Below are 15,090 nucleotides of genomic sequence, written 5' to 3'. Positions count from 1 at the left end.
GCTGATACCTGACTGGGTAAAGGGACAGCACAGTCAGGTAGCCATACGTGTCAGTGCTCATCCTTTGGTTAAAGCCTTGTGTGAGGCTTGGGGTGGTCCGATTATTTCGACCTCAGCCAACCCATCTGATGCAGAGCCTGCAAGATCAAAGCTGAAAGTTATGACTTACTTCGGCTGCAGGCTAGATAAAATAGTTGATGGTGAGCTTGGTGGCCATAAAAGTCCCAGTACAATACGTTCAATTTCTGATTCATCTATAATAAGAACGTAGTGATCACTCACTTCAAAATATCCGGGAGCCTTAATGAAACAGCCAGATACCGAGCAGGTCAAAACCTACCTTCTGGGGTTGCAGGAGCGTATCTGTGAATCCTTATCGGCCTTAGATGGCAAGGCGTTTGTGGAAGATAGCTGGCAACGTGAGGCTGGCGGTGGTGGCCGTAGTAGGGTATTGGCACAGGGGAATCTGATTGAAAAAGGCGGCGTTAATTTTTCGCATGTGTTTGGCGCAGGCTTGCCCGCCTCCGCAACCGCTCACAGACCTGAATTAGCTGGACGTAATTTCCAGGCGATGGGTGTGTCACTGGTGATACACCCGCACAACCCGCATATTCCAACCTCGCATGCCAATGTACGCTTTTTTATTGCCGAAAAGCCCGGTGAGGCACCGGTCTGGTGGTTTGGTGGTGGTTTTGATTTGACCCCCTATTATGGCTTTGAAGAAGATTGCGTACATTGGCACCGAGTGGCTAAGGCGGCCTGTGACCCGTTTGGTGAAAGGGTTTATCCCCGGTATAAGCAGTGGTGTGATGAGTATTTTTACCTCAAGCACCGTAACGAACCACGCGGTATCGGCGGTCTGTTTTTTGATGACTTGAATACACCAGACTTTGACAGCAGTTTTGCGCTGATGTGCTCGGTTGGCGATGCCTATATTGAAGCTTACCGCCCCATAGTGGAAAAACGCCGTGACCTGCCCTGGACAGAGGAGCAGCGCGATTTTCAACTGCACCGTCGTGGGCGTTATGTGGAGTTCAATCTGGTCTATGACCGCGGTACGCTGTTTGGGCTGCAATCAGGAGGTCGCACGGAATCGATTCTGATGTCCCTGCCCCCGGAAGTGCGTTGGAGTTACGACTGGTCACCAGCGCCTGGCTCTGATGAAGCACGCCTGTATGAAGAGTTTTTACGTCCACGTGATTGGCTAGGAGGTCAGGATGATTGATCAATATGCTGTATTTGGTAATCCGGTAGCGCATAGCCAGTCACCGTTTATTCATGCGTGTTTTGCGCGCCAACAGCAGCAATCCATGCACTATGTGGCTACGCAGGTTGAGCCTGAGTCCTTTGCACAACAGGTGGATACTTTTTTACAGGGGCAAGGTAAAGGCTGAATATTACTGTGCCGTTTAAAGAAGTTGCCTGGCAGTTGGCTGAAGTAAAGACCCCCCGGGCTAATTTGGCGGGTGCGGTGAACACCCTTTGGCGAGATGATCAGAGACAGCTTTGTGGCGATAATACCGATGGCGTGGGGTTGGTGAACGACCTGACTCAGAACCTTGGCTGTTCACTTAAAGGGGCTTCCGTGCTGTTGCTCGGTGCCGGCGGCGCAGTTCGTGGTGTTATTCAACCTTTACTGGAGGCAGGTTGTACTGAACTGGTCATTGCCAACCGTACCCCGGAAAAAGCCCAAATACTGGCGCAACACTTTGCCGCAACGGCTGGTCAGACGGCGACACTGCAAGCCTGTGGGTATGGCGACATACCCCTTAAGCACTTTGATGTGATTATCAACGGAACTTCTGCAAGCTTGCAGGGAGATCTTCCTCCGTTGCCTGAAGGGATAGTGGGTACTCACACACTTTGCTACGACATGATGTATGCTGCCACACAGACGCCCTTTTGTCGCTGGGCATCCGCGCATGGCGCTGGACGGGCTGTGGATGGCCTGGGTATGTTGGTTGAGCAGGCAGCAGAAGCTTTTTATATCTGGCGGGATCAGCGACCCGATACGGCACCTGTGATCGCACTATTGCGCCAGAGTCTGGCGCAGCAATAAATTCCAGCAGTAAGCACAAGTTACAACAAGTGTTGCAACCCGGGTCCAATAAACGTTATAACCCGATTATCACTCTCCCGTCTTTGGATAGGCTATATGACAGATTCCACCTTACTGAGCGCCGATCAGCTGTACAAAATCTGTGACCCAAAAGACCTGCCTTTTTTGACCACAGACTCTATCGAACCTTTTACCGGTTTTTTTGGTCAGGAGCGTGCCATTGAAGCGATGGATTTCGGTATCAGTATGCAACGCCATGGTTACAACCTGTTTGTCATGGGTAACCCGCATACCGGGCGCTTTTCTTTTGCCATGGAAAATCTGAAAACCTACGCCAAAAAGGAGCATAAACCTTCTGACTGGTGTTATCTGAATAACCTCTCCGACTCACGCTATCCGGTGGTATTGCAGCTTCCAGCCGGCAAAGCGATGCAGTTGAAGAAAGATATCGAAACGTTATTCGAAACCTTACAGACTGAATTACCGGCTGCATTTGAAAGCCCGGGTTATCAGCGAATTAAAAGTCGTATCGAGCGTGACTTTACCCGTCGCTATGATCAGGCTGTCGATCAGGTAGAGCGTAAGGCGCGCGATATGAATATTGCTGTCTATCGGGATGCGGGTACGATCGGCTTTACCCCCCTGGCTGACGGTCAGGCCATGGATGAGGCGGCCTTTTCGCAGTTACCAGAAGAGCAGCGCGACGTTATTCAGAAGAATATCTCTGATCTTGAAGATCAGCTCAATGAAGGCCTGACAGAACTGCCTAAATGGCGGCGTGAAGCGGCTGCAGAGATACGTCAACTCGACAGTGACACTGCACGTAAATCGATACTGCCGCTGTTTGCGCAACTGCGTGAGCGTTATGTGCATCATGCCAGTATTGTTAAGTATCTGGGTTATTTTGAAAAAGACCTGATCAAGAATGTTGCTGAAATTGTCGGTGATGAGCGTGGTATGGAGGTCAAAACAGACCAGATGCGCCAGCAGTTTCTTGAAGAGAATTACGGCATCAACCTGCTGGTGGACAACCATAAGACCAAGGGGGCTCCAGTAGTTTATGAAGCGCACCCCAGTTATGAAAACCTGTTTGGCCGGGTTGAGTATAATAGTGAAATGGGTGCCCTGGTTACCAACTATACACTCATCCGTCCGGGTGCCTTGCACCGCGCCAATGGCGGTTATCTGCTATTGGAAGCTGAAAAACTGCTGGAGCAGCCGTTTGTCTACAGTGCATTGAAGCGCGCATTGAAATCCCATGAAATACGTATAGAAAATCCAGTTAGCGAATATACCGGCGTTAGTACGATTACCCTGAATCCACAACCAGTAGATTTGAAAGTTAAAGTGGTGTTGATTGGTGGTCGTGATATCTACTACCTGTTACAGGAACTGGATCATGATTTTGAGAAAATGTTCCGCGTGGTGGTGGACTTTGACGAGGATGTAAAGCGTACCCCTGCCAGTGTGCGTAACTATGCGCGATTGATGAAAACCCTGGCCGTTGAAGAAGGGCTGGCCCCGTTGAAACGTGAAGCGGTTGCGCGACTCACTGAGCACAGCTCACGTATGGCTGAAGATCAGGAGATGCTTTCTGCGCATATCGGTGAGTTGGTTGACCTGCTGTGTGAGGCCGATTTCCGTCGCCGTCAGCGCGGTGATGATCTGATCAGTACCGCACATGTAGAAATGGCGCTGCAGGGTAAAGAGCGCCGTACAGGCCGTTTGGCTGAAAAAATTCTCGAAAGCATCCTCAACCGTACGGTATTGATCGATACCGATGGCAGCGCGGTAGGCTGTGCCAATGGCCTGAGTGTACTGCAGGTCGGCGATGTATCTTTTGGCACACCTGCGCGCATAACCGCTACAGTGAACCCCGGTAACAAGGGCATCGTAGATATAGAGCGTGAGGTAACCCTGGGGCAACCGATTCACTCCAAAGGTGTGTTGATCCTGTCCGGTTATCTGGGTCACCAGTATGCACATGACTTTCCTATGACTCTGTCCGCCAGTATTGCCATGGAGCAGTCGTATGGCTATATCGATGGTGACAGTGCGTCCTTGGCGGAAATATGCACGTTGATTTCGGCGCTGACCAGAATTCCGATCTATCAACACTTCGCTACCACAGGCTCGATTAACCAGTATGGTGAAGTCCAGGCGATTGGCGGGGTGAATGAAAAAATTGAGGGCTTCTTCCAGCTGTGTAAGATGCGCGGGTTAACGGGTAGTCAAGGTGTCATTATTCCACGGGCCAATGTGCGTAATCTGATGCTGAAAAAAGATGTAGTTAAAGCTGTAGAGGCGGGTGACTTTGCAATTCATGCCGTCAGTCATGTTGATCAGTGTCTGGAGTTGTTAATGGGGCGTAAGGCTGGGCAACTGAAAACCGATGGTCATTTCACTCAACGCAGTATTAACGCCTTGGTGGTTAAGCGTCTGCGCGAAATTGCCAAGGCTAAGCCCTGAAAAAATGGTTTGATAAATGACTGTCATTAAAGGGTTTTTAATCCTGCTATTGTTCTTGTTGTTGGGTGATGTGATCGTTACCAGTCTGCAGTTGCCTGTGTCAGCCGGTGTTATCGGTATGATGTTAGTCACACTCTGGCTGCTAATGCGCGGGCGTATGCAGACTGATCTGGCTGCCGTGAGCCAACCGCTGATTGCGCTTCTGGCGATGCTGATTATGCCAGGTGTAGTGGGGGTGTTTTTTGTTGTGGGTGATTATGCTCAGTACTGGCTTGCAGGACTTCTGGCGCTGGTAGTGGGCACTATGCTGAGTGTCCTGACCACCCTGTGGTTAATGTCCCGGTTAATGCCGACTACAAAGAAGCCGGAGACTGATGATGCCTGAGTGGATGCATGCGTTGGTTATGTTACGGGACCATCTGACTGCAACACCCATAGCCGCTATTGCCATAACCCTGAGCGCTTTTTTTGCTGGAAACTGGCTGTTTCAGAAGATGGGCCGACCTACCTGGTGCCCCGGCATACTGCTTGCAGCGCTGTTTGTGGTGTTGATGCTGGTGGTGTTGCAGATCGATTATCGTGTTTATCAAACCGGTGCTGGCTGGCTGGTGCTGTTGTTAGGGCCTGCCACAGTAGCGCTCGGTGTGCCTTTATTTCAGCAAATCCATCATATCCGCGCACTTTGGAAGCCGATACTCTTTACCCTGCCGCCAGCGGCTATTCTGGCAGCACTCTATGCGCTGCTGCTGGGCTGGCTGGCGGGAGCCTCACCGGAAGTGCTGGCTTCTTTAGCGCCCAAGTCCGTAACTGCACCGATTGCCATGGGCATTACCGAACAACTCGGTGGTTCCATTCCTATTCTGATGGGTGCTTTGCTGATAACCGGTGTTATGGCCACCCTCTGGGTGAATCTGCTGAGTAACTGGCTGAAGATTGATGATCATCGGGTGATAGGCTTTGCACTGGGAATCAACGGCCATGCCATAGGTACCGTACGCGCTTTCGAGATCAGCCCCACCGCCGGTGCCTTTGCGTCACTGGGGATGGGGTTGACTGGCTTGTTCACGGCCCTGTTCTTGCCATTGGTTTGGATTTTATTGGGGTTGTAAGTGCTTACTCGCACCAGGGCTCTTGCATATGCTTGTCTTTTAACTTTCGGTAGTTGTCTGCGCTGTAGCTGAAGAAGCTGCGTTCCTTATCAGTCAAAGGCCGTACTTGTTTTGCGGGACGCCCGACATAGAGATAACCACTTTGCAGGGTTTTTCCGGGTGGCACCAGGCTGCCCGCACCAATGACTACCTCATCTTCAACAACCGCGCCATCCATGATCAGGCTACCCATGCCGACCAGTACGCGATTACCAATACGACAACCATGTAAGGTGACCTGATGCCCTACGGTCACCTCGTCACCTACGAACAGTGGATAACCGTCAGGATTAAAAGGACCAGCATGGGTGATATGCAGTACCGAACCATCCTGAATGCTGCTGCAACGTCCAATACGGATATGATTCATATCACCGCGTATGACTGTCAGTGGCCAGACTGAAGAATCATCACCGATTTCCACATCACCCAGTACTACGGCACTGGGGTCGACAAAAACGGCCTTGCCCAATTGCGGTCGTTTGCCTTGATACTCACGTATATGCATGGATAAAACTCCGGATCAGTTGAAAAGTGACGTACACTTCCCCATTGTATAACAGATCAGCGACAGCGGTTCAGTCAGGCGCTTTACGTCTGCCGAGAATACTATTGAAGAGGCCCGAATATGCACAACCCTTTGCTCCAACCCACCCAGCTACCCCCGTTCAGTACTATCGAGGTGGCGCATATTGAACCGGCTATCGATGCAATTCTGGCACAGAACCGTGCGGATGTGGCGGCTCTGACAGCCGAACAGCTGCCCCATAATTGGCAGTCACTGGTGGCGACACTTGAAGAAGGATCGGATCGGCTCTCTTATGCCTGGTCCCTTGCCTCCCATTTGAATGGCGTGATGAACTCGGATGAGCTGCGTGAAGTCTACAACCGTTGCCTGCCCAAGTTGTCGGCCTACTGGACTGAAATGGGCCAGCATAAAGGCTTATTTCAGGCGTATGAACGCTTTGCCGCCAGCGAAGAATACGCGGGTCTGAACGCCGCACAGAAAAAGGTGATCGATAATGCTCTGCGAGACTTCCGTTTATCTGGCATCGCCTTGCCACCCGCTCAGCAGCAACGCTATGCCGAAATTCAACAGCGTTTATCCGAGCTGTCGAATAAATTCTCTGAAAATGTACTGGATGCGACCCAGGGCTGGTACTTTCACACAGATGATATGACTGAACTGCAAGGCCTGCCCGATGATGCCATTGAAGCGGCAGCCAGCGCCGCACATAGCCGTGATCTGCAAGGCTGGGTTATCACCCTGGACTTCCCCTCCTACTACGCGGTGATGACTTATGCTGATAAGGCATCGCTGCGTGAAACCTTCTACCGCGCCTACTCCAGCCGCGCCTCGGATCAGGGCCCCAATGCTGGTCGCTGGGATAATTCAGCGGTGATGGAAGAGATACTGGCTTTGCGGCATGAGATGGCTCAGTTGCTTGGCTATGACAGCTATGCTGATTATTCACTGGCTACAAAAATGGCCGATTCACCGGATCAGGTGATTGGCTTTCTGGAAGACCTTGCCACTAAAAGCCGTCATGTTGCTGAGCAGGACTTAGCCGAGCTTACAGCTTTTGCCGCTGAACAAAATGGCGCGGACAGCCTCGACCCCTGGGATCTGGGTTACTATGCCGAAAAGCTCAAGCAGTCACGCTACCAGCTTTCTCAGCAGATGTTGCGCCCCTATTTCCCCCTGCCCAAAGTACTGGATGGCCTGTTCGCAATCGCCGGGCGTTTGTTCGGCATACATATAGAAGAGCAGGAAAATGCCGATACCTGGCATCCTGACGTGCGTTTTTTGCGTTTATCCCGCGATGGTAACACCCTGGCCTATTGCTACCTGGATCCATTTGCTCGCAGTAATAAGCGCGGCGGCGCTGGATGGCCGATTGTCGTGATCGCCGACGTTGTGCAGATGGTCAAGTACAGCTTCCAGTGGCTTACCTGGTGTGTAACTTTAATCCCCCGGTTGGTGGGAAGCCAGCGCTGTTGACGCATGATGAAGTGACTACTTTATTCCATGAATTTGGCCATGGACTGCACCATATGCTGACACAGATCGATTACGCCGAAGTCAGTGGCATCAACGGGGTTGCCTGGGATGCTGTTGAACTGCCAAGTCAGTTTCTGGAAAACTGGTGCTGGGAGCCGGAAGGACTGGCGCTTATGTCCGGACACTATGAAACCGGTGAACCCCTTCCGGGTGACCTGTTAGATAAAATGCTGGCGGCAAAGCATTTTCAGGCCGGAATGATGATGGTACGTCAATTGGAGTTTTCCTTGTTCGACTTCCGTTTGCATCATGAGTACCAGCCGGGTAAAACGGATATCCAGGCGGTATTGGATGGTGTTCGTAAGCAAGTGGCCGTGTTGACACCTCCGCCTGAAAATCGTTTTCAGCACAGCTTCAGTCATATTTTTGCCGGTGGCTATGCGGCCGGTTATTACAGCTATAAATGGGCGGAAGTCCTTTCCGCTGATGCCTTCTCCCGCTTTGAGGAGGAAGGTATCTTTAGTGAAGCGGCGGGTCAGGATTTCCGCAAACACATTCTCGAAATGGGTGGCTCGGATGATCCGATGAATCTGTTTGTGGCATTTCGTGGACGTGAACCCAGTGTCGATGCGTTGCTGCGACACAATGGCATAACACCCAAAGCATGAGGCCTGTATGTCTGTAATCAAGCGCTTTATCGCCGGGGCCGTTTGCCCCCGGTGCGGCAAGATGGATGCGGTGCGTATGCATCGGGATGATGAGCGTGAGTACCGTGAGTGTATTGCCTGCGGTTTCAGTGACTCCTTACGTCTGGATGGACGGCCAGAGCCGCAGGAGATCAATACCCGTGTACACAAGGACAAGCCGGAAGATCGTCTTAGCGCCAAAGCCAGAGCTGCTGAGCCGGTGAAGGCGGAGCCGATCCGGTTATTTCTCAATCCAGATAAGGGTACTGACTGATTATTGACATAAGTCACGGAGGACGAAGCCTTACGTCAGTTTCGGCAAGAGCAAGATCGCCAGGATGTTCAGCGCAGGCAACTTCAGCCGCAACCCGATGTACGGCTGCCATTGCTGAGCGACACCCATGCCTCTGTCACACTCCCTGAGTCTGAATCGCCCTGTTTTGAAATCCATAATATCCGCTTTGCCGTGGCTGGTGCCGGTCATCAGGACTGGGATTGGCTGGCGCAGCATATTCAATTACCTGAAGACACGCATCCCGTACTGGGTCGCTGTTTGGGTGCTCAGGGCATAGGCGCCATCATGGCCCGTATGCAGCAAGCGGTGGTGCAGCAGGGTTGGACGACCACACGTATCATTGCTCCGCCGCAAGATCTCTCTCAAGGGGAGTTGCAGTTGCAGGTGCTGGAAGGTGTCGTGCGCCAAATCCGTTTTGCAGACGGGCATGGCCAGCGTGCTACTCGCTTCAATACCTTGCCAGTGCGGGAAGGTGATGTGCTTAACCTGCGTGATCTTGAGCAAGGTTTAGAAAACTTTAAGCGCGTACCCACCGTGTCGGCGGACATTGCCATTGAGCCAGGTGCCCAGCCTGGAGAAAGTGATCTGCTGATTCGCCATACCCAGGCGTTTCCTTTCCGAGTGCATGCCTCGGTAGATGACTCAGGCAGCTCTACTACCGGTAAATACCAAGGGTCGCTGACACTCAGCTATGACAACTGGTGGACCTTGAGTGATCTGTTCTACATCACCTGGCAGTCTGAACTCGGTGGCAAAGATGCTGGCGAACGGGGTAATGCTGGCCATAGCCTGCATTATTCAGTGCCATGGGGATACAACTTACTGTCACTGAACAGTTCCAGCAGCAAATATCACCAATCGGTGGCTGGAGCCTTTCAGAACTATCTGTATTCGGGTCAGAGTGAACAGCATGATGTACAGCTATCGCGCATTATTCAGCGTGACCAGGCGGGTAAAACCACCGCCACGCTGCGTGCGTTTCACCGCCGTTCACGCAACTACATAGATGACACCGAAATTGAAGTACAACGGCGCGCAGTCTCTGGAATTGACATGAGTCTGGGACATCGTCGCAGTTGGGGTCAAGGGCAGTGGGAGGCGACCCTCACGTACCGACAGGGCATCAATGCCTGGGGGGCTTGTCAGCCCCGGAAGAAGTCTTTGGCGAAGGCACGGCAAGCATGCGGCTGTGGTTGCTTGATGCCAGCTTGAGCGCACCTTTTCATCTGGGCAGCCAGCCCTGGAACTATCACAGCCGCTTACGTGCGCAATGGCACCAAACCCGGCTTACACCCCAAGACAGATTTTCAATTGGTGGTCGCTACAGCGTGCGAGGGTTTGATGGTGACCGCGTACTCAGTGCTGAAAGCGGTCTGTTTCTGCGCAATGAGATTTCTACCCAACTGGGCGTCAGCCCCTACAGCGTTTACCTGGGCCTGGATCTGGGACATGTGAGCGGCCCTTCTACCGAGCAACTGGTGGGGAATCAATTGGCCGGTGCAGTGGTGGGCTTACGCTCCTACTGGAACACTGGCCGGGTGCAAAGCAGTCTGGACCTGTTTGTGGGGCAGCCGGTCTCTAAGCCCGATGGCTTTATCACCGCGAAGTCGGTGTTTGGATTTAGCTTGAATACACAATTTTAAAGGATTAAGCCATGAACAGAATCCGCTACCGACTTGTTCTGAACGTTTTACGTGGGTGTATCACCGCACTGGGTTTGAGTGTGCTAGCGGGTTCCTTGGCTCAGGCTCAAATCATTGCCGACCCTACGGCCCCTGGCAACCAGCGTCCCAATATATTGGCAACACCCAATGGTGCACCGCTTGTTAATATTCAAACCCCCAGTGCGGCGGGGGTAAGCCGCAACACCTACAAACAGTTTGACGTCAACGCTGAGGGCGTGGTGCTCAACAACAGCCGCACCAATGCACAAACTCAACTGGGTGGCTGGGTACAGGGTAACCCCTGGCTGGCCAAAGGTGAGGCGCGGGTCATCCTTAATGAGGTTAACAGTAGTAATCCCAGTCAACTGAAAGGCTTTATTGAAGTCGGTGGACGGCGGGCGGAAATCATCATTGCCAACCCCGCGGGTATCCAGGTCGACGGAGCCGGGTTCATCAACGCCAACCGCGCCACCCTGACCACCGGTACAGCCATTATGAATGGTGGCAGCCTGGATGGTTTCAGGGTGCAGCGCGGCACTGTGCGTATTGATGGGGCTGGGTTGAATGCCAGTTTAACTGACTATACCGGCATACTGGCACGCGCCATTGAAGTGAATGCCAGTATCCATGCGCAACAGCTGGATTTGGTTACCGGCGATAACACCGTTAACCGACGTGCCGGTAACACCCAGGTTGAAGCCAGTGATACACATAACAGCGGCGAAGTACCGCTCTTTGCCTTGGATGTGAGTGAACTGGGTGGCATGTATGCCGGGCATATTCGCCTGGTCGGTACTGAAGCGGGAGTTGGGGTGCGCCACCACGGCACGCTGGCGGCGAGTGTGGGCGACATTCATGTTGATGCCAATGGCTGGCTCAGCTCGGCGGGTAGCATCACAGCCCAGCAGGGTAGTGTGAGCATCCATACGGCCGCCGGGCAACAGCACACAGGTCAGGTGTTGGCGGCGGGTAATCTCACGCTGCACGCAGGTACACAAGATGGCTCTGAACCGGCCGAAAACCTGAATAATAGTGGTATATTGGGTGCTGGATTAGCGCTGAACATCCAGGCCAGTGATGTTAACAACACCGGCCAGATCGATGCCCGGCGTCTGGATGTAACCGCGACCAACCTGCATAACGAGGGTGATATCTGGCAAAGCGGGTCGCAATCCATAGACGTGCAAACCGCCGCACTCATTAACGAAGCCGGAGGTGTTATTGGCGCGGTGGAATTCACGAGCTCTGAACCTGAGCCTGAACCTGAACCCGCTCCGGATCTGGAACCAGCCCCAGAACCTGTTCCTGCACCCGAGCCTGCTCCTGCACCAGAACCCTCACCCGATCCAGCCCCAGCCCCTGTTGCTTTGGCCAGCGGCCTGATTAGCGTGAGCGGCACGCTCAGCAACAATGCCGGGGCCACGCTGGCCGCGGCGGGTGATTTGAACCTGAGCACCACGCAAACACTGAACAATGCCGGCTACATTCGTACGCAAACCCTGCAAGCCAGCGGGCAGCATTTCGAGAACACCCAGGGCACCTTGTACGCCCCGCAACTGCATGTGCAGGTCGATAACTTGACCCTCAGCGGCGGCAGGGTGATTGCCAATAACGCCAACCTGAGCAGCACTGAGTCTATCCTGGCGCCGGGTGCACAGCTCTACACGCAGGTGCTCAATCTCCATGCCGGGAATCTGCACAATGCTGGTGATATTCAGTCGGCCGCTAGCGCGCAGATGGATGTGGCCGACCTTTTCAGCAATACGGGCCGTATAGCGGTTGTCAATGATTTCACCCTCCAGGTGGGTAGCTTAAACAACACTGGTGGTCAGGTGTTAGCTGGCAAGGATCTATCAATTACCGCGCAATGGGCGATTAATAACAGCCATGGCACTCTAAACGCCCAAGGTGCGCTTACGCTGCAAGACAGCGTTCTCCTTCCCAGTCAACGTAACCTGGTCATTACTAATACCAGTGGTCAGCTTGTCGCTAACAGCAGCCAGGCGGTCAACAGCGCGGTGAACATCAGCGCTAAAACCCTGAGCCTGGATGGCACCCTGCACAGTGGCGGCAATATGGTGCTGGATCTGGTGGGTGACTTGAGTACCGCCGACGCCAGCAGGTGCGTGCTGGCGGCGATTTGAGCCTGCAGCTCCATGACGGACAATTCAGCAATGCAGGGCAGTGGCAAGCCGGACAAAACCTTAGCCTGCATGCCGAGCATATTAACAACCAAGTCAGCGGCGAACTGCTGAGTCTGGGTACTACAACACTGGATACCCGCCAAAACAGCCTTGGTGCGGTGACCAACCGGGGGTTGATCGACGGTGCCGATACCCGCATCAGCAGCTACAACGTGAACAATCTGGGCACCGGACGACTCTATGGTGATCGCATCGCCATTGCGGCCCATACACTCAGCAACGCTGAAGAAGTCCTTGAAGGCCAAACAACGGCTGCCACTATCGCTGCGCGGGAGCGTCTTGATATTGGTGCCCAATACATCATCAACCGTGAGGGTGCGCTGCTCTTCAGCGCCGGGGAACTGGCCATAGGCGGTGCACTGGATGCCAACTACCGTGCCATCGTGGACGGCAGCGCTAACGCGATCACACTTAACAATAACAGCGCCACAATCGAAAGCCTGGGTAATATGGCGCTGGCTGCCGACACGCTGCGCAATACCAATGAGCATTTTGAGATCACACTGGGCGTCATTGATGGTCCGCGCACGATTACCCTGATTCGGCCCAGTGGCAGCAGCGCTCGCATCCCCACCAGCAACCTGCGGACCTATAGGTGGAGCCGTGCCTGGGGTTACCGCTACCTGACCGACCCAGACCCGGAGCCCCTCGCTGTGACTGTCCTGGGCCAAACGCCTATTCCTGGTGTGGGCGATGTGACCTGTACCGACATTGACGATGATGACACCTGTACGCGCGTGCCAGGGGCCGACTATCCCCATACCGATCCAGCCTGGGCTTATTTTGGCCTTACGCCTCCGGCGCCCGAACCCATACCACCCACCCTGTCAGCACCGGTAGCACCACAAGCACCCGATGAATCTGGCGCTGACAGTTGCGAAGCGGGTGCTGGCTTTGACCAGAGCGCTTGCGATGCGCATCAACAAGCCCAGGCAACCTATGACCAGGCCCTGGCGGCGTACCAGATAGAACAGACCGCCTACACCGACGCCTGGGCGCAGTACGAAGCTGACAACGATGCCTGGGATGGCACCTATGAGGTACTGTACGACACCTTGGATGACAAAATCACCGCCTACAATCGCCAGTTTGCCGGGCGAAACATCACCCGCTGGACCCAATACAATATCAAGCGTACCGAGCATGAAAGCCAGGTGACCTCGAGTGCTCCAGGCAGATCATCGCCGGTGGTCACCTGAGTCTGCGCGGACAAGACCTGCTCAACGACAAAAGCCGCATCCTGGCGGGTCAAAGCCTGCAGGGCGATGTGGATAATCTGGAGAACCGCCAGGCCCTGGGCCAGAATGTGGTCAAGGTGACGGGTACCACCCAGTCAAGCTGGACCTATCGCAAGCGTGGAGGAAAGTTACGAACCGGTAGTAAACATACCTACCGCGAATTCTCAGGCACAGTGCCTACAATCCCGCCGACGTAGTCACCACCATCAGCCTCGATGTGAGCGAGGTGAAGCAAAACGTCGCCTCCGCAGGCAGCGGCACTAGCTTGGCGGACAAAACGACCCTTGGCAGCCTTAATACGACGGATAGTGGGAACGCACACAGCACGGCCGAGATACTGGCCGCTCAGGTGGGTACTACAACCGGCGCCCCTGCCTGATACTGCCCAACAGCAGCCTCTTCAAGGTAGTTCCAGGCAGCAACGCCCACTATCTGGTGGAAACCGATCCCCGTTTTGCCAGCTACCGCCAATGGCTTAGCAGCGACTACCTGCTGCAAGCCCTGTCGATGGATCCCGCCCATACCCAAAAACGCCTGGGCGACGGCTTTTATGAACAAAAACTCATCCGTGAACAAGTGGCTGCGCTGACCGGTTACCGCTTTTTGGGTGATTACAGCAGTGATGAACAGCAATACCAGGCACTCATGACCGCCGGTGCCACCTTCGCCCAAGACCACCAGCTACGCCCTGGTATTGCCCTGTCGGCCGCACAAATGGCTCAGCTCACCAGCGATATCGTCTGGCTGGTGACACAAACTGTGCAACTGCCTGATGGCACCACAACCACGGCACTGGTACCTAAAGTCTATCTATCCCCCCGTCAAGGTGACCTGGCCGCCAGCGGGCAGCTGTTTAGTAACAACGCTACCACGGGCACCCTGATCAGTGCCCGCGATATTGATCTGGCGCTCGCGGGTGATTTGAACAACAGCGGCACGATAGCGGGGCGTAAACTGGTTGATATCAGTGCGCAAAACATGGCCAACAGTGGCCTTATTCAGGGTGATATCACCCTGCTCACCGCCGAGCAAGACATCACCCTTGATGGTGGCCGCGTGGCTGCCGAGCGCGGCATGGCCATCCATGCCGGTCGCGATCTCCGGGTTGAAACCACCACCGACAGTGGCAGCAACCAGGCTGGGGGCAATAGCTTCAGCACAGTGGCATAGATCGTATCGCCGGTTTATATGTCAGCGGGCCCGACGCGGTGCTGCTGGTCAGTGCGGGAGCTGTTTCATACCCTGCGCATCGAAGGCAATAAGGCTACCCATCGGTTCAGAACCCAGCATAAAGAGGCGATTCAAGGCTTGAAAGTGGCCCGGCA

General features: G+C 53.9%; 12 protein-coding genes and 2 pseudogenes. 13 read left to right on the top strand and 1 reads right to left on the bottom strand.

Annotation, left to right across the window (positions count from 1 at the left end; translation table 11 throughout):
- The 7 genes from LH51_RS19825 to LH51_RS03155 form a co-directional block, all read left to right on the top strand.
- A partial coding sequence (locus tag LH51_RS19825) for an L-threonylcarbamoyladenylate synthase (protein ID WP_200881850.1) occupies positions 1-271 on the top strand: 271 nt, incomplete at its 5' end.
- Between the two features lie 33 nt (positions 272-304).
- Positions 305-1,225 carry an oxygen-dependent coproporphyrinogen oxidase gene (gene hemF, locus LH51_RS03175; RefSeq protein WP_036519665.1) on the top strand — a complete coding sequence of 307 codons (921 nt, stop codon included), beginning with the start codon at positions 305-307 and terminating at the stop codon, positions 1,223-1,225.
- A complete protein-coding gene (locus tag LH51_RS23980) occupies positions 1,218-1,394 on the top strand; it encodes a hypothetical protein (protein ID WP_327124140.1) in 177 nt (58 codons plus the stop codon). The genes hemF and LH51_RS23980 overlap by 8 nt, the downstream gene beginning before the upstream one ends.
- 8 nt (positions 1,395-1,402) lie before the next feature.
- On the top strand, positions 1,403-2,059 hold the full coding sequence (aroE, locus tag LH51_RS03170) for a shikimate dehydrogenase (RefSeq protein ID WP_327124139.1): 657 nt from the start codon (positions 1,403-1,405) through the stop codon (positions 2,057-2,059).
- Positions 2,060-2,155: 96 nt separating this feature from the next.
- Complete coding sequence (locus tag LH51_RS03165; protein ID WP_036519663.1) at positions 2,156-4,528, top strand: Lon protease family protein; 2,373 nt, start codon at positions 2,156-2,158, stop codon at positions 4,526-4,528.
- A 16-nt stretch (positions 4,529-4,544) separates the two neighbouring features.
- A complete protein-coding gene (locus LH51_RS03160) occupies positions 4,545-4,913 on the top strand; it encodes a CidA/LrgA family protein (protein WP_036519662.1) in 369 nt (122 codons plus the stop codon).
- Entirely contained in the window at positions 4,906-5,637 is a 732-nt protein-coding gene (locus LH51_RS03155; RefSeq protein WP_036519661.1) for an LrgB family protein, read from the top strand. Before LH51_RS03160 ends, LH51_RS03155 begins: the two co-directional genes overlap by 8 nt.
- A 4-nt stretch (positions 5,638-5,641) precedes the next feature.
- On the opposite strand, the gene LH51_RS03150 is transcribed toward LH51_RS03155, so the two are convergent.
- Positions 5,642-6,184, bottom strand: a complete 543-nt coding sequence (locus LH51_RS03150) for a gamma carbonic anhydrase family protein (RefSeq protein WP_036519660.1) — start codon at positions 6,182-6,184, stop codon at positions 5,642-5,644.
- Positions 6,185-6,304: 120 nt separating this feature from the next.
- Here LH51_RS03150 and prlC point away from each other — a divergent pair.
- The 6 genes and pseudogenes from prlC to LH51_RS03120 all read left to right on the top strand — a co-directional run bounded on the left by prlC (position 6,305) and on the right by LH51_RS03120 (position 14,935).
- A pseudogene (gene prlC, locus LH51_RS03145) lies at positions 6,305-8,346 on the top strand (oligopeptidase A).
- A gap of 7 nt (positions 8,347-8,353) precedes the next feature.
- On the top strand, positions 8,354-8,638 hold the full coding sequence (locus LH51_RS03140) for a YheV family putative zinc ribbon protein (protein ID WP_036519659.1): 285 nt from the start codon (positions 8,354-8,356) through the stop codon (positions 8,636-8,638).
- Positions 8,639-8,830: 192 nt separating this feature from the next.
- A pseudogene (locus LH51_RS24630) lies at positions 8,831-10,302 on the top strand (ShlB/FhaC/HecB family hemolysin secretion/activation protein).
- A gap of 11 nt (positions 10,303-10,313) precedes the next feature.
- Positions 10,314-12,467, top strand: a complete 2,154-nt coding sequence (locus tag LH51_RS03130) for a filamentous hemagglutinin N-terminal domain-containing protein (protein ID WP_036519658.1) — start codon at positions 10,314-10,316, stop codon at positions 12,465-12,467.
- A complete protein-coding gene (locus LH51_RS03125; protein ID WP_144244153.1) occupies positions 12,464-13,726 on the top strand; it encodes a hypothetical protein in 1,263 nt (420 codons plus the stop codon). Before LH51_RS03130 ends, LH51_RS03125 begins: the two co-directional genes overlap by 4 nt.
- Before the next feature lie 474 nt (positions 13,727-14,200).
- Positions 14,201-14,935, top strand: a complete 735-nt coding sequence (locus LH51_RS03120) for an S-layer family protein (protein ID WP_144244152.1) — start codon at positions 14,201-14,203, stop codon at positions 14,933-14,935.
- Positions 14,936-15,090 lie beyond the last annotated feature (155 nt).

It is taken from the genome of Nitrincola sp. A-D6, from assembly GCF_000764495.1.
In the GTDB taxonomy this organism is placed as follows: domain Bacteria; phylum Pseudomonadota; class Gammaproteobacteria; order Pseudomonadales; family Balneatricaceae; genus Nitrincola.
The sequence above is the reverse complement of the archived record's forward strand: the minus strand, read 5'-3'. Positions and strand labels throughout refer to the sequence as shown.